A 25,468-nucleotide genomic window follows, 5' to 3' on the forward strand; every position below is an offset into this window, starting at 1 on the left:
ATGCTCAGTCCGGGTTCCCGCGTCGAGGCAGAAATAGCACTGGAGCCGACCGATTTCGTCGTCCACGAACACCGGCTGCGTGATGTCTGCCTGCTGCCGGGCAGTGCCTTCTTCGATGTGATCTGGCGGCTGCTGGAGGCCCGCGACCTCGATCCTGCTCGGGCGGTGCTCACGGACGTGTTGTTCTCCGAGCCCGTCACCACCGCTCCGGGGATCGGCCGCGAGATCCGTGTCGTCGTGGAGGCCGATGAGCGCGGTACTGCGCAGGTCCGTGCCACCAGTCGCCCGGTCGGCGCGCGGATCGGCTCACTGATCCCCGAAGGGGCGTGGGAGGAGAACCTCCGTGCCGAGCTCAGTTGGACCGATGACGAACTGCCCTCGCTGGCCGCCGACATCAAGGACGCCTTCGAGACCACGGCGACTCCAGACAGCAACGGGAGCACCGGAGACACCGGAGACACCGGTCATGCTGCACACGCCGGAACCATGGACGCCGTGTACGGGAGGGCCCGGGCCCAGGACGTACACCACGGGCCTCGGATGACCTGTGCCGGCACCGTCCGGCGCGGACACCACGGCCTCCTCGCCGACATCGACCTCACCGCCGTGGACGGTGGCGGCGAAGGCACCGAGGACTTCCACCTCCACCCGGCCAGGCTGGACGCGGCCACTCTGCTCGGCTTCTGCCAGGTACCACCGCAGGAGGAACCGTTCGTCCCCATGTTCGTCAGCCGATTCCGCGCGGTACGTGCCCTGCGCGGCCCCGCCCTGGTCCATGTGCCGGCGGCGGAACGGCTCACCGACTCGGGTGAACTCCTCACCAACGACGTCCGCGTCTACGGACGCGACGGAGAACCCATCGCCGAGATCGTCGGGTTCGCTTCCAAGCGACTGCGGCCCGGCGCGAGGGTCGCGGCTCCCGTCCCCGCTGAGGAGCAGGCACCCGCTCCTCGCGCCCGCCCCCAGTCCCCGGTCCGTACGGCACCGGCAGGGGATGCGCTGACGGACCGGGTGCGGGCGCTGATCGCGGAACACCTGGGGCGGGCCGCCGATGAGGTGCCCACCACGGTGGGCTTCTACGAACTCGGCCTCAACTCGGTGGACGTGCTGCGAATCACCGAACAGTTGGAGCAACTCGTCGGCTCGACCCTCTACCCCACGCTGCTCTTCGAACACACCACGGTGGACTCCGTGGTCGCCTTCCTCAGCGCCCACCACGACATCGGTCGACTCGCCGCCGAGCCGGATAGCAAGGCGCTCGACGACATGGCGCTCGACGATGTCGACCACGGCGCGAGCGCGCCCCACCGCGGCGAGCCCGGCGGTATCCACGACGGCGGTATCCACGACGGCGGTATCCACGACGGTGGTACCCACGACGGCGACACCGCGCCCGGCAACACACGGCCCATGGGCGAGCTCAGCGCCTTTGCCCCGGTCTGGACACCAACCGGACCACCCGCACCAGCGGCGTACGACGGCGACATCGTCGTGTTCGGTGCCACGCTCGCCGAAGCCCTGCGCACCGCCCGTCCCGGCCGCCGGATCGTACCGGTCGTCCAGGACGGCCCCGTACCGCTCGGGGGATACCGCATCGACCGACACGACCGGGCGGCCCTCACCGAACTGCTCCACCGGATGACCGCCGACGGGATCGCCCCGGCCACCTTCATCGATGCCATGTGGCCGGCGCCTGCCCCCTACCAGCGGGTCTGGGCGCTCGCCTGTGCCGTCGTCGACAGTCGCAGACCCGGGCCGCACAGCCTCCTCGTGGTCCACGGCCCCGAAGCCGACGCCGAGCATCACGCCCTCGGCGCCCTGCTGCGCACCATCAGCGCAGAACTGCCCGCGCTGCGTTGCCGGGTGCTGACCCTGCCGGTCGGCGTTCCGGACGCCGAGGCCGTACTCGCCGAAGCCGAGGACCCTCACCATGAGCCGGAAGTGCGCTTCGCAGCCGGCGAACGCCTGGTGCGCCGCCATCTGTCCGTACCGCTTCCCCCTGCGGACGGTGCCCTGGTGCGCACCGGAGGTTCATACCTCATCGCGGGAGCCGGCCGGATCGGTCTCCAGGTCGCCGACTGGCTGGCGCGCCACCACCGGGCCGATCTCACACTCACCGGTCGGCGCACCGAACCTCCCGAGGTGACCCGGCAGCTCGTCGAGTGGCGCAGACTCGGAATCCGGGCCCACTACGTGGTCGCCGATCTGTCCGTGCCCACCGACGTGACCCGGTTGACCGCCGCCGCCCGGCGCGAACACGGACGTCTGAACGGCGTGTTCCACTGCGCTGGAGTGGTCGACGACGCCGTGTTCTTCCGCAAGCTGCCCGAGCGGTCAGCAACCGTACTGGGCGCCAAGATCGATGCGCTCACCCTCCTCGACCGCGCCACCGCCACCGACGACCTCGATCTCTTCGTGGCCTTCTCCTCTCTCGCCGCCACCTTGCCCAGTCCCGGCCAGTGCGACTACGCCTACGCCAACGCGGCCCTGCCCGAACTGATGCGCCGACGCACCGGTCCCGGCATAGGGCTGGTAGTGGAATGGCCGTTCTGGGCGGACGGCGGGATGAGCGCACCACCCGCAGCCATTCGGCACGACCGGGAGGCACACGGCCTGGAACCCATGCCCACCTCCGTCGGCATCCAGGCATTGAGCAGCGCGCTCGCCCTCGCCAGCTCCTCCGGCGCGTCCCATCTCCTCATCGGCTACGGCACACCGGGTCGACTGCGGACCGCTCTTCGACCCGCGCCCGACCCCAATCCTGCACCCGACCCCAATCCCGCACCCGTCCTCAACCCGGCATCCCCGCCCGCCCCTCAGTCACCCCGTGTCAGCACCACCGCCACCGCCACTGCTTCTGGCTCCCTGTCCGCCGTCGACCGGGCCGGAGATGTGGCCGTCCCCGCGGACGCGATCGCGATCGTCGGCATTGCGGGCCGCTACCCGCAGGCGGACGACCTCGATACGTTCTGGCGCAATCTGCTGGCCGGGCGGGACGCGATCACCGAGGTCCCCGCGGAGCGATGGCCCCACGACGACTACTTCGACGCCCGGCCCAACACCCCGGGCCGCACCTATGGCAAGTGGGGCGGCTTCCTCGACGGCATCGACCGCTTCGACCGGGCCTTCTTCGGCATCTCCCGACGGGAGGCCGAACGCATGGACCCACAGGAACGACTCTTCCTGACCACGGCCTGGCAGACGGTCGAGGACGCGGGCTACCGCCCCGACCGACTCGCCGACCGTCGGCTCGGGGTGTTCGTCGGGGTGATGTCCTCCCACTTCCAACTCGTGGAGGGTGCGCCCGACGAGACCCTGCCCCTGGCCCTGCACTCCTCCGTTGCCAATCGGGTGTCATACCGGATGGATCTTCGCGGGCCCAGCATGGCGGTGGACACCGCCTGTTCGTCGTCGCTGACCGCGATCCACCTCGCGGTGCAGTCCATCCGTGCAGGCGAGTGCACCTGGGCACTGGCCGGCGGTGTGAATCTGATGCCGCACCCGCAGAAGTACCTACAACTCGCCGCCGGGCAGTGGCTGTCGAAGGACGGCCGCTGCCGCAGCTTCGGTGCGGGCGGCAGCGGCTATGTACCCGGTGAAGGCGTGGGCGCACTGCTGCTCAAGCCGCTCACCGCCGCATTGGCCGACGGCGATCACATCCACGGGGTCATCCGGGGCTCCTGTCTCAACCACGGCGGACGGGCCAGCGGCTTCACGGTCCCCAACCCGGGTGCTCAGACCGAGGTGGTGGCCGGCGCACTGGCTGCGGCCGGTGTCGCCCCCGACACCGTCAGCTATATCGAGGCGCACGGTACGGGCACTTCCCTCGGCGATCCGATCGAGGTACGAGGACTGCGTGAAGCGTATGCGGGAGTGGCCACCAGCTGCGCGCTCGGTTCGGTGAAGTCGGTCATCGGACATCTGGAGAGCGCGGCCGGCGTGGCCGCGATGACCAAGGTGCTGTTGCAGTTGCGCCACAGGACGCTTGTTCCGAGCCTGCACTGTGACGAGCCGAACCCGGCGCTGGCCATCGACGAAGGCCCCTTCCGACTCCAGAGGAGTGCCGAACCGTGGGAACCGGGGGCGGCCGGCGTACTGAGGGCCGGTGTCAGCTCCTTCGGTGCGGGCGGCTCCAACGCCCATCTCGTACTGGAGGAAACCCCACCGCGTGGGGGGGCGACCGCGGCCGATGGCCCCGACGTACTGGTGCTCTCCGCCGAGGATGACGAGCAACTGGCGCGTCTCACGGCAGATCTGCTGGCCCAGCTCGACCGTGGTGGAGAGGTGGTGCGCTTCGCGTTGGCCCGGCTGCTGGGGGTGCAGCCCGATGATGTGCCCACCACCGTGCCACTGAGTGAACTTGGGATGGGTCGGGTCGACCTCGATCTCCTCGCGACCGCCGCCGGACTGCGTACCGATGAACTCGCCCGCCGCACCCTCGACGAACTGGGCCCGGACGGCGCCCCCGCGCCGCTCGGGGACATCGCCTACACCTTGCAGGTCGGCCGGACCCCGAGGGAACGCAGGCTGGCCGTCGTCTGTACGGACGTCGATGCCGCCCGCAAGGCGCTGCGCGCACACCTCGACGGTCAGGCACCCCCCGCTGGTGCCCATTGGGGGGTGGTGACGGAACCGACTGCGTACGGGGACCTGGATCAAGCGGCCCGTGAGCAGCGCTGGGAAGAACTCGCCGCGGCCTGGGTTGCCGGGGCGGACGTGCCGTGGGAGCTGTGCCATCCGCACGGCGGCCGAAGGGTTTCGCTTCCGCCGTACCCCTTCCGCGGCGAACGCTGTTGGCCGGGGCTCTGGCACGCGGAGAACGCCACTACCGAAACTGCCGAGACCAACACAGAAGCTGCCGGGACCACCGCCACCGCCACCGCCTCTGAGCCGCTTGTGCCTGTTCGCCCGCCCGTCCCGGTGCCGGAGAAGGGTCGACCGGCCTGTGAGGTACGCCGGCTGCCGGACGGCATCCTTCTGGTCACCCTCGGCCGGCATACCTTCACCGATGCGTTGCTGGCGCGATTCCGCGATGCCTTGACGATGGCCACCACCGACGAATCGGTGTCCTGTGTGGTGATCACCGGCAGTGGCGAGGTGTTCAGCATGGGAGCCACCCCGGAGGCGATGGCACAACTGGCGGCGAAACAGGGGACATTCGCCGAGGTCTCCTTTCTGCATGAGTTGATCCTCGGGTGCGACAAGCCGGTCATCAGCGCGATACAGGGCCATGCCCGTGGCGGTGGCCTGGTGTTCGGGCTGTATGCCGATGTGGTGGTGATGGCCGAGGAAGCCAGCTACGGCGCGCCCTTCCTCACCTACGGGTTCACTCCGGGCGCCGGATCCACGTTCTTCCTGGAGCGAAAACTCGGTACCGCAGTGGCCGAGCAACTCTTCTACACCGGAGGCGCACTCACGGGTGGGGAACTCCGCGAGCGCGGGGCCTCCGTCGACATTCGGCCGCGGGCGGAGGTACTGGACATCGCACTGGGCCACGCCCGATCCATCGCACGACAGTCCAGGACCGCCGCGGCCGAGCTCAAACGGGAACTGGCCGGCCGTACCCTCACGGCCCTGTCCGATGTGATCGAACGGGAACTGCGCATGCATGATCGTGTCCTGGGCGGCGAGGCCGTCGAACGGGTGCAGAGCCGTTTGGTACGCGAGGTGGCACCCTCCGCCGAGACTCCTTCGCCGGTCCCACCTCCCAAGTCGCTAACCGCCCAGCCTCACACACCCACTGCACCGCAGCCCTCGGCCGTGCCCGTGCTGGTAGAGCCGTTGCCCACCGGGCCGACGGGCGACGATCTGCGGGACGTGGTCGTCGAGGTGGTGGCCGCGCAGCTGTATCTGAAGCCACACGAGGTCGATTCGCGCCAGACCTTCTCCGACATGGGGCTCGATTCGATCGGAGCCGTCGAGGTCACCAACATCCTCGGCACCCGATTGGGGGTCCCGCTGGAGTCGGTGCTGGTGTACGACCGGCCGACGGTATCCGAACTCGCCGATGCGGTGGCCGCAGCCGTACGGCACAAGCACCGGGTGACCGAGGCGGCCACGGCCACCGAACCACCTCCGGAAGCGGTCGAGACGTCCGCTGTGCCGGTGCCGGTGCCGGTGCCGGGGAGGGATCCGGTCACTGCACCACCCAAGGTCGCCACTGGCTCTGAGCAGCCATCCGCCCGACCCGTGCCGCGGCCGTCGGTCGAGTCCTCGGCGGCGCCACCGTTGGTGCTGCGCGGTGCGGCGACCCGCGATCGGGGGACAGAAGAAGGGCTCTCGACGGGTGGCGCCAGCTCACTGACCCTCAGCGACCCCTCCGCGCTCCCCGCAGCCCCTTCTGCCGTCGAACCGCGTCACCGCTCCGACCGCTCCGCCCCGGTCGACCAGACTGCTCAGACCGCTCAGACCGCTCAGACCGCTCAGCGCCAGCACACTGCACACGCCGAGCACACCGTGCCGCGCACCGAACCAGCCGAACCAGCCGAACCAGCCGAACACACGGATCAGGCAGGTCAGGTAGATCAGGCCGATCAGGCAGGTCAGACGGATCATGCGATCGCCGTGATCGGCATGTCCGGTCAGTTCCCGGGCGCCCCCACCCTCGATGACTTCTGGCTCAACATCGCCGCAGGGCGCCAACACACCAAGGAGGTCCCACCGGACCGCTGGGACGTCGACGCCTCCTACGACCCGTCGGGGCGCCCCGGCACCACGGTCAGCAAATGGGCGTCCACCCTGTCCGACATCGACCGGTTCGATGCGCCGTTCTTCCGGGTGTCCCCGCTGGAAGCCGAGGACATGGACCCCGAGCAGCGACTGTTCCTCACCGAGTCCTGGCGCGCGCTGGAGGACGCCGGATATGCGGTAGGTCCCGACGAGGCCCTGGCCTGCGGCGTTTTCGTGGGATGCACCCAGAGCGACTATCGGCGCATCCGCCATGAAGCCGGCCGGCACGACACCGCGCACAGCTTCCTCGGCGGCGCCCCCTCGGTACTGGCCGCACGCATCTCCTACTTCCTCAATCTGACCGGCCCCACCGCCGCAGTGGACAGCGCCTGTTCGTCGTCCCTGCTTGCGGTCCATCTGGCCTGTCAGAGCATCATCACCGGTGACTGCGAACTGGCCGTCGCCGGCGGGGTGGCGCTGATGCTCGGCCCCGACATCCACGTCCAGACCAGCGCCGCGGGCATCCTGTCGCCGACCGGCCGCAGCGCGCCGTTCGACGCCACGGCCGACGGCATCGTGCTCGGCGAGGGCGTCGGCGCCGTGGTGCTCAAACCCCTGGCGAAGGCGCTCGCCGACGGAGATCACATCCACGGTGTCATCCGTGCCAGCGGCACCAACGGTGACGGGCGCAGCAACGGCATCGCCGCACCCAACGGCCGGGCACAGACGGATCTCCTCACCCGGGTCTGGGCACGGGCCGGCATCACCCCGGGACAGATCGGGCTGGTCGAGGCACACGGCACCGGGACCCCCCTCGGCGATCCGATCGAGGCCAAGGCGCTCACCGAGGCGTTCGTCCGGGGCGGCGCAGCATCGGCCTCCTGCGCGATCGGCTCGGTGAAGGGCAACATCGGCCACACCACCATGGCCGCGGGAATTGCCAGCCTCCTCAAGGTGCTACTGGCGCTCAGACACCGCGAGTTGCCGCCGACCGCGGGTTTCAGCGCGCCCAATCCGCGGCTCGACCTGGAAGCGGGCCCATTCCACGTCCTCACCGAATCAGCGCCTTGGGCTCCGGGGCCGGATGGATCGCGGATCGCCACGGTGAGCAGCTTCGGTGTCAGTGGTACCAACTGTCATCTGGTCGTCTCCGATGGGCCGCGACGACCGCGGCACCTCGATCCGAACGGCTTCGTCGTCCCCGTGTCGGCCCGCACTCCCCAGGACCTCGACACGACCCTCGACGCCCTGGCGGACGCGCTGGGAACGGGACGGCGGGAACTCGCCGACGTGGCGTACACGTTGTGCGCCGGACGCCGTCACCACCAGATGCGTACGGCGGTTGTCGCCCATTCCATCGATGATCTCATCGGCGGGCTGAGGGCCGTCCGCGGGGGCGCCGGGCCTTCCCTCGCGGATGCCACCCCCGTACAGCGTCGACTCGTCGAGGAGTTCACGGCCGGCGGTCTCCCCGACCTCATCGCCCAGTTCGACGGGGTCCAAGCCCGTCGAACCCCGCTGCCGCCGCACCCACTCCGTGGTACCCGCCACTGGTCCGCATCCGCCCATGCACCGGCACCGGCCAGTGCATCAGCACCAGCCAGTGCATCAGCACCGGCCAATGCGCAGGTGTCTCCCAGCGCACCGGTGTCCGTGCCGGGCGTCACCTGGTGGATCGGCCCGGACGTCTGGCAGGTCGCCGAGCACCGGGTGGCCGGCATCCCGGTACTGCCGGGCACCGGTGCCCTGGCCCTGGTCGCCGCCGCCGCGGGGGACGAGGGGCCGTTGGAGTTCTCGGGCGTGCGCTGGCTCCGGCCGCTGCACGCTGACACCGCCAGGGAAGTCCGGGTCGAGCGGGACGGCCAGCGCTTCACGCTCCACTGCGCCGAAGAAGAGATCGCCACCGGCACGGTCCGGCCGCTGACAGAGCCTGCCGTACTGCTGCCCCTCAACGAGATCAGCCACCGTTGCACGGAACAGCGCGCGGGCGTCGACCTCTATGCACGGTTCGAGGCGGCGGGACTCCAGTACGGCCCCGCGTTCCGCCTGGTCAGCGAGGTACGCGTCGGCAAAGGCGAGGCGCTTGGACGGCTGAGCACCACCCGACCCGCCGGCACCTGGAGCACGTTGGTCGATGTGGCAGCGCTGGACAGCGCCATCCAGGTTGCTTCCGTCCTCGCCGGTGAGGGCGAGTTGCTCCTGCCGTTCGCAGCGAAGCGGATCGTGGTCCATCCGGTCTCCGAAGCGCCGATCTGGGCGCACATCAGTCGGGATGACGACGGCATCACCGTACGGTTGGCCGGCGAGGACGGGACGGAATGCGCCCGCATTGAGGGTCTCGTCGCTCGTGCCGCCCGCCGCCCGGAGCGCCCGGAGCCTGCGCTCTCCGTGCTGATCCCCCATTGGACACCGGTCGACGACGACCGTACGGCACCGGTCGGGCAGGGGCGGACGCTGGTGCTGTACGCCACCGGGGCCGAGTCACCCGCCCGTGACCTCGCCGCCCGGTGCGCAGGTGAGGCCCTTCCCCTGGCGAGCGGTCCCGAGCGGCTGGCATCGTCCGACCTCGACAGCGTCTACCTGATGGCGACGGGCACCACGGTCGACGATGCGGACACGGACACCGCTGTCGCCCAGATCTTCGACTGTGTCCGCGCACTGGCCCGGGGACCCATGGCCCGTCGCGCGCTGAACCTGACCGCAGTCCTGGACACGGTGGTGCCCGCGGTCGACGGCGATGTCGTACGCCCGGCCCGCGCCGCCGCCCTCGGCGTCCTGCGTGCCGCAGGCGCCGAACACCCCCGCTGGCAGGTCCGCAGCCTCGACATCGGGGACGCAGGGGTGGAGTCGCTGTTGAGTGCCCCCGTGGGCCACTCGGTGCTCGCCCGAAGGGACGGACGTTGGCTCACCCGTGCCTTTCGTCCACTGTCATCGGCCGACACCGAGCCATCGCACCGCCCATGGCGGGAGCGGGGGGTACATCTGATCGCGGGCGGCGCCGGTGGCATCGGTTTCGCGCTCAGTCTCCAACTGGCCCGTGACACCGCAGCCGACGTGGTCTGGCTCGGCCGCCGCCCGGTCGACGCCACCGTCAGATCGCGTCTGGCCGCGGTCGAAGCGGCCGGCGGACGCGCCCGGTACGTGCAGGGCGATGTCGCCGAACCAGGGGACGTCAGGGCCGCGCTCGCCGTCGCCCGTACGGAATTCGGCCCGGTCACCTGTGCCGTCCATGCGGCCTTCGAGTTGCGTGACAGGGCGCTGGCCTTCGCCGAAGCGTGCGATCTGGCCTCCGTACTGCGTCCCAAGACCCGCGGTGTCCGCGTGCTCCACGAGGAGCTGCGCAAGGAACCCCTCGATCACTTCGTCCTCTTCTCGTCGGCCGCCTCCTTCATCGACTCACCCGGGCAGGCGACCTATGCAGCCGCGAGCGCCGCGGAGGACGCACTCGGCCAGGCGCTGCATACCGCGGGGCCATTCCCGGTGACCATCGTCAACTGGGGCTACTGGGGCACCGTGGGCGCGGTCGCCGATCCCGAGCGGGCCCGGGCCATGGCGGAAGCCGGGGTGGGCTCCATCGGGCCGGCCGACGGGTTCGCCGCACTTCAGCAACTCCTGGCGGTGCGCGTACCGCAGGCCCTCGTCTCCCGTGCTGCGCCCGAGGCGCTGCACAGACTCGGAGTGACCGTGACGGATTCCGTCGATGACACCATCGAATCGTTGGCCGGTGCCCTGCTGACGGTCGAGTTGGCTGCTGTCGGGGCACTGCCGCCGCCCGGCGAGCGACGCTCCGTGGACGCCCTGGCGGAGCAACTCGGTGTGATCCCCGCGTACCGGAGACTGTTCAACGCGCTGCCTCCGATACTGGAACGAGCGGGGGCCGTCCGCCGCGAAGGGGACCACCTCATCGGCGTCGCCCGCCCGGTCGCCACCCCGGCCCGCCTCGTACCACCGGAGCAGGAAAGCCTCCTACGGCGCTGCGTCCATGCGCTTCCCGAGGTACTGGCGGGGCGCCGCAATCCGCTGGAGGTCCTCTTCCCGGGCGGCTCCACCGCCCTGCTGGCCCGGTTCTACAGCGGCGGCACGGCCGAACGCGCCACCGCCGCCGACCTCGCCGCACGACTGCGCCGCCAGGTCGATGCCCGCGGACCTGGCGCCCGTGTGCTGGAGATCGGCGCCGGCACTGGCGCCACCACCCGCGTCATGCTCGGCGCACTGTCCGGCGCACCGACGGTCGACTACACCTTCACCGACCTCTCACCGGCCTTCCTCCGACAGGGCGAGGAATCGCTGCGGCCCCACGTGCCGACCGGGGTCACCATGCGGTACGAGAGGTTCGACGCCGAAATCGATCCCGCGGCCCAGGGGCTGGCAGCCGACTATGACGCCGTGGTCGTCGCCGGAGTGCTGCACGCCACATCGGACGTCACCGAGACACTGCGCAACGCGACCCGGCTGCTGCGGCCGGGCGGTCTGCTCCTCGTCCAGGAGACCACCGGCCACTCCGACTTCCTGACCCTCACCTTCGGTCTGACCGAGGGATGGTGGCGCCACCGGGACCACGCCCTGCGCCTGCCGAACTCCCCGCTGCTGTCGGCGGACTCATGGCGCACGGTGGCCGGGCGGGTGGGGCTCACCGGGGTCGAGGTACGGGACGGTTCGGTCGACGGGCACGCCGGTCCCTGCTCGATCATCGCCCGACGGGCCCCCGCCCACGAGACAGCCGGCAGTGTGACACCGGAGACGGTCCGCCACTACGTCCGAGCGGTCTTCGCCGAGGTGCTCAAGCACGATCCCGACGACCTCGGCGACGGCGCCGCCTTCGACGAGTTCGGCATCGACTCGCTCGTCAGCCTCAGCATCATCGCCCGGTTCGAGGTGGACCTCGGGCCGTTGCCGTCGACCCTGCTGTTCGAACACCTCACCATCGCCGCCCTCGCGGACCATCTGCACACCCATCAGGGGCACCGACTGGCCGCGACGATCCGCGGCGCCGCCGAAGAATCCGCGCCCGTGGACAGCGAACCCACCGGTCGGGTCCCGGCCGCGGCCCTCTCGCCCGCCGCACTGCCGCAGCCGGCAGCTTCCGACGGCGTTGGTGATGCATCCGACATCGCCATCATCGGCGTCAGCGGTCGCTACCCGGGCGCGCCGGACCTCGACGCCTTCTGGCAACTCCTCGCGTCCGGCAAGGACGCCATATCCGAGGTCCCGAACGAACGCTTCCCCTGGCGTGAGCACTATGATCCGCGGCCGGGCACGGCAAACCGGCTCTACACCGCCGAAGGCGGCTTCATCGACGGCGTGGACCAGTTCGACCCCGCCTTCTTCGGCATCCTTGCCCGCGACGCCGTCACCATCGACCCGCAGGAGCGGTTGTTCCTGGAGACCTGCTGGGACCTGCTGGAGCAGACCGGCAACCTCGGTGAACGGGCTGTCGGCCGTACCGGGGTCTTCGCCGGCGCCATGTACGGAACGTACGGTCAACTCGGGGCGACCGCCTGGCCACAGGGAGAACTGACGGGCGCCCACTCCTCGTACTGGTCGATCGCCAACCGGGTGTCGTATCTGCTGGATCTGTCCGGACCCAGCTATGCGGTGGATTCCGCGTGCTCGTCCTCCCTGACGGCGCTGCACCTGGCCTGCGAGAGCCTGCGCCGAGGTGAGTGCGACACCGCCATCGCCGGCGGGGTGAACGTGATCATCCACCCCGCGCACTTCGTTGCGCTCTGCTCGCTGACCATGCTGTCACCGCAGGGCCTGTGTCGGGTGTTCGACGCCGAGGCGGACGGATTCGTCCCCGGCGAGGGAGTCGGCGCGGTACTGCTGAAACCGCTGAGCCGCGCGATCCGTGACGGGGACGACATCTGGGCCGTGGTCAAGGGCAGTGCGGTCAACGCCGGCGGTCGGACCTCCGGGTACACCGTCCCCAATCCGAACGCCCAGGCCGCGGTGATCAGCCAGGCCCTCGCAGGGGCCGGCGTCGATCCGGCCACGATCGGCTATGTGGAGGCCCATGGCACGGGTACGGCCCTCGGCGACCCGATCGAGATCGCCGGCCTGCGTCGGGTCTTCGACCAGGTAGACGCGGGTGTGGCACGGCTGGCCGTCGGTTCCGTGAAGGCGAACGTCGGCCATCTGGAGGCGGCGGCGGGCATCGCCGGCCTCACCAAGGTCCTCCTCCAACTGCGGCATGGGGCCATCGCCCCATGCGCCAACCTGAGCGAGGTCAACCCCCGTATCGACCTCGGCGACCGCCTGGACCTGCCGCGCGAGCTGCGGAGTTGGGAGGCGGGCCCGGGGCCGCGACGGGCCGGTGTCAGCTCGTTCGGTGCGGGCGGCGCCAACGCCCATGTGGTGATCGAGGAGTACCGACCACCCCTCGCCCCGCAACCCTCCCCGACCGACGACGACCAACTGTTCGTCCTCTCGGCGCGCTCCCCGCAACTGCTGGCCCAGTACGCGTCAGAGGTTGCCACCGCACTTGCGGAGCCGCTGCCCACGGGGACCGGGCTGCGCGAACTCGCCCACACCAGTCAGCGGGGACGGCCCGAGTTCCGTGAACGTCTCGCCGTGCTCTGCGGCAGCGTGCCGGAACTGGTCGCACGGCTGGCCTCGGCCGCCCGTGGCGAGGACGTGCCGGGAGTGTGGCGGGGCACTGCCAGCCCCGGCCGCACCACTTCCGCGATCACAGGCACTGGTCACAGCGATCAGTGGACGGATGCAGCGCGCCACTGGGTCGCCGGGGCGAACGTCGACTGGGCGGCGCACTGGCCCAGTCCGCCACGGGTGGCGGCCTTCCCGGGGCACCCACAGCAGCGCCGTAGGACCTGGTGGCAGCCGGCGGCGTCCACACCCGCGCCGACCCGGTCGAATCCGGCCGCAGCGGTGGCCGTGCCCGTGCGGGCACTCGGCGAGGTCGTGCGACAGCATCGTGTCGGCGGCCGTCGCATCCTGCCCGGGGCCGCGGTGCCCGAACTGGTGCACACCGCCCTGACCTCCGTTCTCCCCAACCCGTCGGGACCCCTGCGCTTCACCGGCCTGACCTGGCGGCGACCCCTCGACCTCGATGACCTGGGGGAGTCGGGGGAGGTCCGCGTGATCCCCGGTGAACACGGCTCGGAGCAGCCGATCCCCTTCACCATCACCTCCACCAGCGGTGTCGTCCACGCCGGGGGAACGGTCGAGGCCCTGCCCGACGTGGATCTGACGACGGCCGCCGTCCCCGCCCCCGAGCACATCGGCGATCCGGTGGCGCCCGCCGTGGTCTATGCCCGTCTCACCGCGGGCGGCGTCCACCACGGCAGCGGCCTGCAAGTGCTCGGCGCCCTATGGGCCGGTCCGGGGGAGTGCCTGGCCGATCTGGCTGCATCGCCCGCGGCCGGACGTCGTATCGACCCGGCCGTGCTCGACGGAGCGCTCCAGGCGCTTGCCGTGCTCGACGACACCACCGGATATCTGCCGACGTCCATCGACGAGTTGATCAGCAGCCGTCCGCTTCCCGCTCGCTGCCGCGTCCACGCCCGCGATGTCACACCCGCCACGGAATCCGCTGCCCGCGCCATCGACGTGGACATCTACGACGGTGCTGAACGGGTCCTCGCCATCAAGGGGCTACGGCTGACCGCCGTGCCCACCAAGACCGCATTCCCCGCGACCCCTGCCCTACCCCTGCCCCGCCCCCTGTTGATGCCAGAGGTAGAGGTAGAGGCAGAGGCAGAGGCAGAGGACGAGGACGAGGCACAGGGCCAGGTCGAGGTGCGGCACCGGCGCCCCCGCTGGCAGCCGGCCGCCCTCCCACCGTCCCGGCGGGAGTTGAAGCGCGTCCTGGTCCACTGCTTCGACCCCGCTCTGCGTGCCGAGTTGGCCGGTGAGCTCGCCCGCCGCGGCATCGACTGGGACACCAACGCCACCGGCGCACCGATGGACGCGGTCCTCCAGATCTGCCCCGGGACCGAACCGGACCTTCCCGCCCAACTGCGGGAAGGGTTCTCGACCGCACTACGGCTGGCCACCAGCACCCTGGCCACCAGCACCCTGCCCGCCGGCGGCTCCCTGCGGATGCTGGTCGCCCACCACAACGACGAACGGACCGGGCGGCCACGGCCCGCCTACGCCGCCATCGGTGCCCTGATGCGTACGCTCGCGCTGGAACACACCGGCTTCTCCGGTGTGCATCTCCACATCGACGCACCCACCGTCCCCCTCGCTCGACTCCTGGTCGACGAACTGCTCGGCACCACCGATGGGGACGTCCGGCTGTCAGCCGCCCACGAGCGGCAGGAGTTGACCTATGAGGAGTACGAACCGTCCGCTGCGCCCGCTGCGGTGGCCGGAGCCCGGCGTACCTATCTGATCACCGGGGGCGCAGGCCGCATCGGAGTGACGATCGCCGCGCACCTGGCCCAACGCGGCCCGGTCAACCTCGTCCTGTCCGGACGCAGGACTCCCGACGCCACGACTGCGGCAGCCGTACAGGAACTCGGCGCCATCGGCGCCGAAGTGATGTACCACCCTGCCGACGTCAGCGATCGCCAGCAGGTCGACGAACTCCTGCGGGCGGTCCGACGGCGATTCGGCGCGCTGCACGGGATCGTGCACTCGGCCGGTGTCACCCGTGACTCACGCGCGGTGCACAAGAGCCCCGACGAGATCGTGGAGGTGCTCGCACCGAAGGTGTGGGGCGCCGTCCACCTGGACGAGGCCACGCGCGACGAACCGCTCGAATTCCTGACGCTGTTCTCGTCCGTGGCCGCCACGACGGGCAACCTGGGTCAATCCGACTACGCCTTCGCCAACGCCTTCCTCGACGCCTTCGCCGAGGAGCGGGCAGCCCTGCACACCACAGGGCTGTGCCCCGGGCGCACGATCTCGATCGGCTGGCCGCTGTGGGAGGACGGCGGAATGCCGGTACAGCAAGCCAGCCGTACGCTGATGGCGCAGTACGGAGGGATGGTGCCGCTACCCACCCCGTATGCGCTGCGCGCCTTCGATGCGGTCATGGCCGGTACGGAGACTCGCCCCGCGCTGATCGCCTATGACACCGCGTCGCGGCAGAGCAACGAAACCGTCGGGGTCGAGCGACCACCAACCGTTGACCCCGGCACCGTCGAGCAGGGGCTGCGCACCATCGCGGCCGGGTTCCTCATGGTGGCGGACGATGATGTGGACACCGAAACGGACCTGATGGAGTTGGGCTTCGACTCGATCTCACTGACCGAGCTCATCACCCAGGTCAACACCCGCTACGGACTGGACCTGCTGCCCACGGTGCTGTTCGAGACGCCCACCCTCCGGGCGCTGGCGGACCGTCTGCTGCGTGACCATCCGCAGGTCGGACGGAGTGTCACCGCCCAAGGGACGCCTGCTGATGAGAACCCGGCATCTCCCTCCGCGCCAGCCGTCGCAGCCGACATCGTGGTGCCGCTGGCCACCCCCCGTCGGGAGGCCGAGGCTTCGGTGCCGGCCCGGGAGGCCGTCGTTGCCGCGCCGGCACCGGAACTGGAACCGGTCCACCCGGCACCCGCTCCCGATACCGGGTCGGGGATGCCGGTGGCCATCGTCGGCATGGCCGGTAGGTTCCCCGGGGCCGACGACCTGGCCGCGCTCTGGCGGATCGTCTCGACCGGAGCCGATCAGGTGGGGCCGGTCCCCGCGGACCGGACCGATCTGCTCGCCGACCCCCAGATGCATCAGGTGCGCGCCGGATTCGTGGAGCGGGTCGCCGACTTCGACGCTGCTGCCTTCGGCATCTCCCCGCGTGAGGCGGGCTTCATGGACCCACAACAACGCCACCTGCTGGAAGTGACCTGGCAGGCCCTGTACGACGCGGGCCGCCGCCCCGGCGAGCTCGCGGGCTCCGCGACCGGTGTGTTCGTCGGTGTGGCCACGGGTGACTACAACGAGCTGATGACGGCGCACGCCGGGGCCCCCGAGGCCCATATGGCCACCGGGGTCGCCCATGCGGTCCTGGCCAACCGGGTCTCACACCTGCTCGACCTGCACGGACCCAGCGAGGCGGTGGACACCGCGTGCTCCAGTTCCCTGGTGGCCGTGCACCACGCCGTTCGCGCGCTCCAACACGGCGACTGCGACCTGGCCATCGCCGGCGGAGTCAATCTGACCCTGAGCCCGGCCCTGTTCGCCACCTTCGACCGGGCCGGCATGCTCAGCCCGCGAGGCCGATGTGCCAGCTTCGATGACTCCGCAGACGGCTATGTCCGCGGAGAGGGCACCGGAGTGGTGGTGTTGAAACCGCTGCACCGCGCGCTGGCCGACGGCGACCACGTCCACGCCGTGGTGCTCGGCACGGCGGTCAACCACTGCGGTCGGTCGCCGTCGCTCACCGCACCCAATCCACAGGCCCAGGCGCAGGTGATCGTCGATGCAGTACGGAAGGCGGGCGTGGATCCACGGACCATCGGGTTCGTCCAGGCCCACGGCACCGGTACCGCACTGGGCGATCCGGTCGAGATCGAAGGGCTCAAGCAGGCGTACGCCCGGTTGTACGAGGACCGGGGCCTTCCCGCCGCAGACGAGCCGCATGTCGCCGTCGGTTCGGTGAAGGCCAACATCGGTCATCTGGAGGCTGCGGCCGGCATCGCCGGTCTGTTGGCCACCGTGCTGGCGATGCGGCACGGTCTGATCCCGCCCAACCCGCATCTACGAGAGCCCAACCGGTATCTGCGGCTGGCCGGCACTCCGCTGTTCCTTGCCGACCGGGCACGTGAGTGGCAGCCGGTCCAGGACGAGTCGGGGCAGCCGGTGCGACGTGCGGGCGTCAGCTCGTTCGGCTTCGGCGGGACCAATGCCCATGTGGTGTTGCAGAGTGCGGGCACGGCTCCGGCCTCGCCGGTGACCAGCGGCGCCACACTGGTGGTGCCGCTGTCAGCACGGGACGAACAAGGGCTCGCCGACTATCGCGAACGACTCGCACAGGCCCTCGAACGTGACCCAGGGCTGGACGTCGAACGCGTCGCCTACACCCTCCAGTCGGGCAGGGAGGCGTTGTCACACCGCTTGGCACTGGTGGTCACCGATCGCTCCGGGCTCATTGCCCTGCTGCGCAGTACGGGCGGTGAAGTGTTGCGCGGCATCGCCACTGGTGGACTCGCCCCCAGGGCACAGGGCACCCCGCAGGAGATCGCCGCCGCCTGGTGCATCGGTCATGCCGTCGACTGGGCTGCCCACTGGCCAACGGTCCCCGGGCGGGTGTCGCTGCCCGCGCCGGAGTTCACCGGAACGGCCCACTGGTTCCCACGCCTCGCGGACCGCACGGACGCGGACCGCACTGACGGCGCCGCGCTCGAATCCCCGCTGCCGGAGCCCGGGCCCGTGCAGACCGCACCACTGAGCCCAGCGGCCCGTGGTCCGGTCCGGCTGACCCCCGTGCGCCGCAGGGCTGTTGCCGAACCCATCCCCCTGCGCACGGCGGAAACCCCGTCGGTGGTGCTGCCGACGGGTCCGAGCAAGAAGTCGCCCATGCCCGCGGCGGAGAGCACCGAGCCACGCACGCCCGAGTTAGGACCGACGGTGGGTGCGGTCAGCGCGGCGGTGCTCCGTGAACGGGTGGCGACCGCGCTCGGTCTGCCCGCTGAAGTGATCGGTGACCGGGACTCCCTCACCGGGCTCGGTCTTGATTCGATCATGCGGGTCGAACTGGTCCGCTGGCTGCACACGTCGTACGGCCTCACCGTGCCGGCGAGTGAACTCTATGAACACGACACGCTCGCCGAACTGGCCGGATACATGGGCACCGCGACCGTAGCCGCCACCACGGACGAACCGTTGCAGGAGCAGGAGCAGGAGCAGGAGCAGGAGCAGGAGCAGGAGCAGGAGCAGGAGCAGGAGCAGGAGCAGGAGCAGGAGCAGGAGCAGGAGCAGGCAGAGGCAAGGGAAGAGGCAGAGGCAGAGGCAAGGGAAGAGGAGAAGGACGTCGACTTGGCCGCTGTTGTGCGCGCGGCCGTCGAGCGAGCCGCCCAAGTCGAACTCGGCCCCGACGGCCGGTTCACCGAGGGCGGTCTCAGCTCGCTGGACATGCTGCGAGCAGTGCGTTCCTTGGAAACCACGCTCGGCACACTGCCCAAGACCCTGCTGTTCGACCACCCCGATTGCCCCGCCCTGACCGCGCATCTGGTGGAGCGCTTCGGTGCCCCCGCCGTCGTCCGCCTCGCCGATGACGCGCACCCACCCGTCGTGGCGCCGACAACCGCCGCTTCGCCGGCTGCACCGACCGACACCGTCGAGGCTCAGCCGTCAGGACCCGGCGCCGTTCTCGTGTCACGCGTCGACCTGCCCCGGTACCCGGAGCTGCTCCGACTGGAACAGGACGTCGAACGCCGCTACGGCCTGGAGTCCGGTCTTGCCGGGCTGAGCATCGCCCCCCTGCTGTTCTTCCCTTCCACCCGTGACGGCTACCTGGCGATCGGTCGCCGCGGAGACTCCGTACTGGTGTGGAGGTACACGGGAGCGCCGGAGCGCTTCTCCGCCGCGGCCGGTGAACTGCTGGACCACTGCACCCGCAGTGGACTGCGGCTCAATCTGCTGTCCACCGAGCCGCTCACCGAACTGGCCGGCACCCCGATGCTGGCGACGGCGTTCGGCGTCGTACAGAGGCTCGACGACATCGGGTCCTTCTCGCTCGCCGGCGGTCAGCGGAGCAAGCTGCGCTATCTGGTGCGCAAGTTCGGCCGTGACGGCGACAACCGGGTCGAGGAGTACACCAGCGGCTCCCGTCCGTCGACCGACGAGGCGATCGCCGATCTCGTCGACCAGTGGTCCGACGGCAAGCAGATGGTGAACGCGTACGTCGCCGAGGTACGGGAGCAGATCCGGGGCGGCAGGCTGACCGACCGGCACCGGGTGTTCCTGACCCATCGGGACGACCGGCTGCTGAGCGCGATCGTGTTGACCGCGCTGCCGGCCGAGAACGGCTATCTGCTGGACGTGGAGTTCTATCGGCGGGACATGCCCCTGGGCGGACTCGAATACTCACTGGTCGAGATCATCGGCAGGCTGGCCGCCGAGGGGGTCGAAGTGCTCAGCTTCGGCGGGAGCTTCGGCGTCGAGGTGGCCGAGACGCCCAACCCGGCCGACGACGTACGGCAGGCCCTGGCCGAACTGCGGTCCGTCGGCATCTTCGACGAGGGCAACTACCGGTTCAAGAAGAAGTTCCGGCCGATCGAGGTACCGCTCTACGTCTGCCAGCCCGTCACCGGCCGGACCGATGCCGTCGACCTCATCATGATGATCGCCAACGCCGCGGAATCCAGCGCCGAGACCGAATCGCCGTCACACCCCGACACCCCGGGGCGCGACACCCTGCTGATCCGCGCCGGACACAATCCGATCCTGCTCGATCACCTGGACGTGGAGACCGACCTCCTCACGGACTCATGGTTCGAACGGCTCGACCCCTTCGTCACCGATCGGATGGCCGCGCTGGCCGCCCGCGTCGCGGAGACGGGTGACGCCAGGCAGGAACTGCCCGTATGGCTGCCACAACGACAGGTGTCCTGGACGACGTCCGGGCGGTCGGCTGAGATCCGGCTCTGTCGGTCATGGCCCGGTCGCCGCGGTGTGGTGCTCCACAACGACCTCTTCCCGACCTGGCAGTTCGCGCTGGCCGAAGCCGGGCTGCGAGCGATTCGACTCCCGCGCGCCGAGGGGGCGGCGCACAGCGGTGACGCCCGGCTCACCGCTCTCCCCGAGCTGCTGGACGAACACGGCCCCGATGTCTCGTTCGTCTGTCTGGAACTGAGCACCAACGCCGCCGGCGGCCTTCCCCTCTCCCTGACCGCCCTCCGTGAGACGGCCGCCCTCCTGCGCACCCATGGGGTGCCGCTCGTACTGGACGCGACCCGTGTGGTGGACAACGCATGGGCGATCACCGAACCCGGCGCCGATGTCTGGCGGACCGTCCGTGAGCTGCTGGAGTGCGCGGACGCGGTGACCCTGAGCCTGTCGAAGAACTTCGCCGTCGCCACGGGTGGAATGGTCGCGACCCGCCGCACCGACCTGGCCGAACGCCTGGCCGATGACGAGGACGCGTACGGCCGACAACTCGGGCTCCAACAACAGTCGATCCTCACCACCGCACTCGGGGACACAACGGTCGTCGGCGAGCTGATCCAACGCAGGGCCCAGCAGGTACGACTGGTGCACCAACGGCTCGCGAAGGCCGGAGCACCGCTGTACGGCGCACCCGGCACCCACTGCCTGTTGCTCGACCCGCGACGCGACGCCGCGTTCGGCGGCCTGACGCAACCCGGGCCGGCGCTGCTCGCCTGGCTCTATCGCGGCACCGGCGTCCGTGGTGGTCCGCACCTCGGCGACGACCCTGCCGGTCTGATCCGGCTCGCCCTGCCCGTCGGCCTTTCCGACACCGCAGCCGAAGCCCTCGCCGACCGGTTGGCCGACCGCTTCGGCGACCGTGCCGACGTGGTCGACCTGATGCCGATGCAACAGGCCGACTCACCGATGGCCCTGGCCCGGGCCCGCTTCGAACCGGTGGACCGGATTCCTGACGATGTACGGAAGGCGGTGGCCGAAGGGTATGAGCGGACGGGTGACAACCTCGCCGTCCTCACCCGGCACGCCCCGGCCGTCCGGCGCCGGCTGGTCGAGTCGGAGACCGCGACGGTCGAGGCGTTCATCCACGGTGACACCGGCCCGACCCTGCTTCTCATGCATCCCTTCAACATCGGCGCCGGCATCTTCGCGGGCCAGTTCGCCGGGCTCGGAACGGATCACCGTCTCGTGGTCCTCCACCACCCAGGGGTGGGTGCCACCCGTACCCGGGGGACCATGTCCCTGGATCACATCGTCGACCTCCACACCGCCGCACTCGCCGAACTCGGCATCGACGGACCCCTCCATCTGGTCGGGGCGTCCTGGGGCTCACTGGTGGCCCAGACCTTCGCCCTGCGACACCCGGAGCGCGTGGCGTCGCTGACCACCATCGGCGGCTCCTACCGCTACGCCAACCGCGTCGGGGAGGTGAACCGGTTGGAGGTCGTCGTGGCGGAGGACCTGGCCGCGGTCGCGGCGGCAACCGGCGACGATGCCCGACTACCGGAGCTCGCGGCCGACCTCCTGTGCTGCGAGAGCATGGACGCCTATGTCGGACTGTCCTATCTGGACCTGTTCGTCGGTGAACCCGACCTGCTGCGCCGCCTGCCGGAGCTGCGGTTGCCGGCCATGGTGATCCAAGGCCGGTTGGACACCGTGGTGCCGTTGGACACGGCACGGCGCCTCGCCGGAGCGATTCCGGGGGCCCGCTACACGGAACTGCCCGACGCCGGCCACTTCCCCTGCGTGACCCACGCCGACGAGATCAACCGGCTGCTGCGCGAGGTCATCGCGACGACCACGGCCCCCAGGCCCACCGAGGAGAGAACATGACCGAGTCACCACGGGTGACGGTGGGCGTCGAGGCGCTCGACGTCTACGCCGGCAGTGCCTGGATCAGCGCCGCCGACCTCGCCTACGGCCGCAATCTGGATCCGGCCAGGGTCACCAATCTGATGCTGGAGGGACGCTCCGTCGCCCTGCCCTTCGAAGACCCCGTCACGCATGCGGTGAACGCGGCCAAGGGCCTGATCGACGATCTTGACCCCGAGGTCCGCGCCCGCATCGAACTCGTCCTCGTGGCGACCGAGTCCGGCGTCGACTACAGCAAGTCGATCTCCTCCTACGTCCATCGCTATCTCGGCCTCGGCCCCGAGTGCCGACTGCTGGAGGTCAAACAAGCCTGCTACGCGGCAACGGGCGCCCTGCAACTGGCCGCCGGATACCTCGCGTCCGGAGCGTCCCCCGATGCCCGGGTGTTGTTGATCGCCACCGATGTGGGGTTGGCCGACGAGCGCGCCGAGTACGCCGAACTGGCGACCGGCAGCGGCGCTGTCGCCCTGCTCCTCAGCGAGCACCCCCGGGTGCTGGAACTGGACCTCGGCGCGTTCGGGCTGCACAGCTTCGAGACGATGGACACGGCCCGGCCGGGCCCGGAGATCGAACTCGCCGACGCGGACCTGTCGCTCGTCGCCTATCTGGAGTGCACGGTCCGCAGTTTCGCCGACTACTGTCGGCGGGTCGCCGATGTGTCCTTCGACGAGACGTTCGACTACCTGGCCTTCCACACACCGTTCGCCGGCATGGTGCGGGCTGCCCATCGGCGGGCCATGCGCGAGTTCACCGGATGGGACCCGGCGGCCGTCGCGGCTGACTTCACCCAGCGAGTGGAGCCGAGCCTCCACTACCCGGCACAGGTCGGCAATCTCTTCTCCGGCTCCCTCTACCTGGCGTTGAGCAGCCTCGTCGACCGGCTCCCGGAAGCGGCGGACGGGGCTCGCGTCGGGCTCTTCTCCTACGGGTCGGGCTGCTCATCCGAGTTCCTCAGCGGCACGGTGGGCGAGGACGCCCGACGTGCGGTGTCGGCCCGGGGGATCGGTCCGCGACTGGCCGCCCGTCGCCGTCTCACCTTCGCGGAGTACCGGGACCTCCTTCCCCTGGGGCAGGCGTGTCTCGTGCCCCGGCAGCACCTGAAGGTCGAGACCCACGGCGAATGGCGGCCCAACACCCCTCACACCGAGGTCGCGCCGATGCTCGCGCTCCAAGGCATCGAGAACTACCACCGCCGCTATGAGTGGATCTGAGCATGAGCGGATCCAAGACCGAGAGGACACCATGACTCACCTCGACGGGGCCGTACTGGCTGCCATCCGCCACCATGCCACCGCGATCCTGCCGGACCTCAAGCCGGGGGACTTCGTGCCCGGGATCACCCTCGCCGAACTCGGCCTCAACAGCGTGGACCGCAGCGAGGTCGTGACCAATGTGATGGACGACCTCGATGTACTCGTTCCCATCACCGAGTTCCGTCAGGCCATGCCGGTGGCGGACCTGGTCGACCTCTTCGAGCGGTACCGGTGACGGCGTCCGGCGCCCGAGTGGTCGTCACCGGGCTCGGTGTCGTATCGCCGCTCGGGCCCGATGTGCCCCGGTTCACCGAGGCGCTACGGGCAGGGCGTACCGCGATCGCCCGCACCGGGCCCGGGGACTTCGTGCCCTACCGGGCTGCCCTGTCGGATGCCGTGGTCGACGAAGGGGCGGCGGCGCTGGACCTGCCGTCCGCGGCGCTCCGCCGTGCGTCGCGGCCGGTGCGCGCATCGTTGGCCGTCGCCGGCCAGGCATGGCGCGAGGCCCGGCTGCGCCACGGGGACTTCGACCCGCGGCGGCTCAGTGTGGTCGTCGGCGGGCACAACCTCAACGGTACCCAGAGCGCCGCTGCCGCAGGTCGCTTCCAACGCGATCCGATGCTGGTGCCGCCCCGGCTGGCACTGCAGTTCCAGGACACCGACCAGGTGGGGGCGCTCAGCGAGACATTCGGCATCCGCGGCGAGGGCATGACCGTCGGCGGTGCGTCCGCCAGCGGTCATCTGGCACTGATCCAGGGCGCCCGGCTGGTGGCCTGGGGCGTCGCGGACATCTGTCTGGTCGTCGGCGCACTGGCTGAACCCTCACCCGCCGAACTGCGCAGCTTCCTCAATCTGGGTGCCATGGTGCCCACCACGGACGGCGGCCCCGGTGGCCCCTTCGACGGCTCCCACCGCGGGTTCGTCCATGGGCCCGCGGCCGTCGCCATGGTGCTGGAATCGGCTGCTTCGGCCCTTCGCCGTGGAGTGCGGCCCCTCGTCGAACTCGCCGGTCACGCAGCCGGGTTGGACGCGAACAGCCAGCCCGACCCGACGGTCGACGGGGAAGCCGAAGTCATGACCAGGGCACTGGCCGACGCCGGTGTGTCTCCTGGCGATGTGGACCTGATCAGCGCCCACGGCACGGGCTCGCCGCTCGGGGACCGGGTCGAGGCCGAGGCGATCACGCGGGTGTTCGGCGCGGCCTCGCCGTGGGTCAACGCACCCAAGGGGCTGGCCGGACATGCGCTCACGGCGGCCGGCACACTGACGGCCGCCGCCGTCGCCGTCCAGTTGCGCGACGGCTTCGTGCACCCCAACCCATGGCTGCGCGCCCCCATCGACAACGCGCCCCGGCTGGTGGGAGCGACCGCCGTCGACACTCCGTTGCGCTGGGCGGTGTCCAACGCCTTCGGCTTCGGCGGGTTCAACTCCGCCCTCGTATGGCGGGCCTGCCCGTGATCGGCCCCAGCGTGTCCAGCAGCGTTCGCCGCAGCACCTCCGGCAGGCCCTTGAGGTAGAAGTGGTCGCCGGGAAAGACGTGCAGCCCAAAGCCGTCGGCGGCCAGATCGCCCCAGCGCGCCATCTGCGCCGGGGTGACCTCGGGGTCCGCATCGCCGGTGAGGGCGACCAGCGGGCAGGACAGCGGCGGTGTGACCGTCGGACGGTAGGTCTCCACCAGGCGGTAGTCGGCCCTGAGACAGGGCAGGAACAGCCTGGCCAGGTCCTGTGAGTCAAGCACCGTCGAAGGGGTGCCGCCGAGCCCCTTCAACACCTCCAGGAACTCTTCGTCGTCGAGCAGATGGCGCGCTCCCGTCACTCCCGGGACCCGTCGGCCGGAGACGAACACCATCGCCGGGGCCGGCCGCAACCGCCTGGCGACCTCGTACGCCACCATCGCGCCCATGCTGTGCCCGAACAACACGTACGGCAGGTCCAACAGTGGCTCCAGGGCGGGTACGAGCTCCTCGACCAGGTCGTCCATCCGGGTGTGCGGTGGTTCATGGATGCGTCGCTCCCGACCCGGCAGCACGATCGGACAGACATCGATGTGCGGTGCCAGCATCCTGCGCCAGGGGAGGAACAGGGCACTGCCGCCGCCGGCGTGGGCG

Annotated in this window: 5 protein-coding genes (1 of these 5 running past the window's edge); 4 read left to right on the plus strand and 1 reads right to left on the minus strand. The window is 70.4% G+C overall.

What is annotated here, in order from left to right; genetic code table 11:
• Genes ACFXJL_RS26020 through ACFXJL_RS26035 form a run of 4 tightly spaced genes read left to right on the plus strand, consistent with a single transcriptional unit; the run spans nucleotide 1 to nucleotide 24,818 of the window.
• Nucleotides 1–22,068: an SDR family NAD(P)-dependent oxidoreductase gene (locus ACFXJL_RS26020; RefSeq protein ID WP_384696196.1), complete on the plus strand. Its 22,068-nt coding sequence runs from the start codon at nucleotides 1–3 to the stop codon at nucleotides 22,066–22,068.
• A complete protein-coding gene (locus tag ACFXJL_RS26025; RefSeq protein ID WP_384696199.1) occupies nucleotides 22,065–23,318 on the plus strand; it encodes a hydroxymethylglutaryl-CoA synthase family protein in 1,254 nt (417 codons plus the stop codon). Before ACFXJL_RS26020 ends, ACFXJL_RS26025 begins: the two co-directional genes overlap by 4 nt.
• The gene (locus tag ACFXJL_RS26030) at nucleotides 23,305–23,595 is read left to right on the plus strand and encodes a phosphopantetheine-binding protein (RefSeq protein ID WP_329026546.1); all 291 of its coding nucleotides are present in this window, start codon (nucleotides 23,305–23,307) and stop codon (nucleotides 23,593–23,595) included. The genes ACFXJL_RS26025 and ACFXJL_RS26030 overlap by 14 nt, the downstream gene beginning before the upstream one ends.
• The gene (locus tag ACFXJL_RS26035) at nucleotides 23,592–24,818 is read left to right on the plus strand and encodes a beta-ketoacyl synthase N-terminal-like domain-containing protein (RefSeq protein WP_384696203.1); all 1,227 of its coding nucleotides are present in this window, start codon (nucleotides 23,592–23,594) and stop codon (nucleotides 24,816–24,818) included. Before ACFXJL_RS26030 ends, ACFXJL_RS26035 begins: the two co-directional genes overlap by 4 nt.
• Here the strand turns inward: ACFXJL_RS26035 and ACFXJL_RS26040 are convergent.
• On the minus strand, nucleotides 24,784–25,468 hold the 3' portion of the coding sequence (locus ACFXJL_RS26040) for a thioesterase II family protein (protein ID WP_384635360.1). It continues 62 nt past the right edge of the window; the window shows 685 of its 747 coding nt (coding positions 63–747); its start codon lies off the right edge, out of view; its stop codon occupies nucleotides 24,784–24,786. The two genes, ACFXJL_RS26035 and ACFXJL_RS26040, sit on opposite strands and share 35 nt — an antisense overlap.

Origin of the sequence: Streptomyces sp. NPDC059256 (genome assembly GCF_042753785.1) — a bacterium.
GTDB lineage: Bacteria > Actinomycetota > Actinomycetes > Streptomycetales > Streptomycetaceae > Streptomyces.

What these genes read in the sequence shown, in the direction of transcription:
- ACFXJL_RS26025 (WP_384696199.1), top strand. Translation starts at nt 22,065, where the DNA reads ATGACCGAGTCACCACGGGTGACGGTGGGCGTCGAGGCGCTCGACGTC.
- ACFXJL_RS26030 (WP_329026546.1), top strand. Translation starts at nt 23,305, where the DNA reads ATGAGTGGATCTGAGCATGAGCGGATCCAAGACCGAGAGGACACCATG.
- ACFXJL_RS26020 (WP_384696196.1), top strand. Translation starts at nt 1, where the DNA reads ATGCTCAGTCCGGGTTCCCGCGTCGAGGCAGAAATAGCACTGGAGCCG.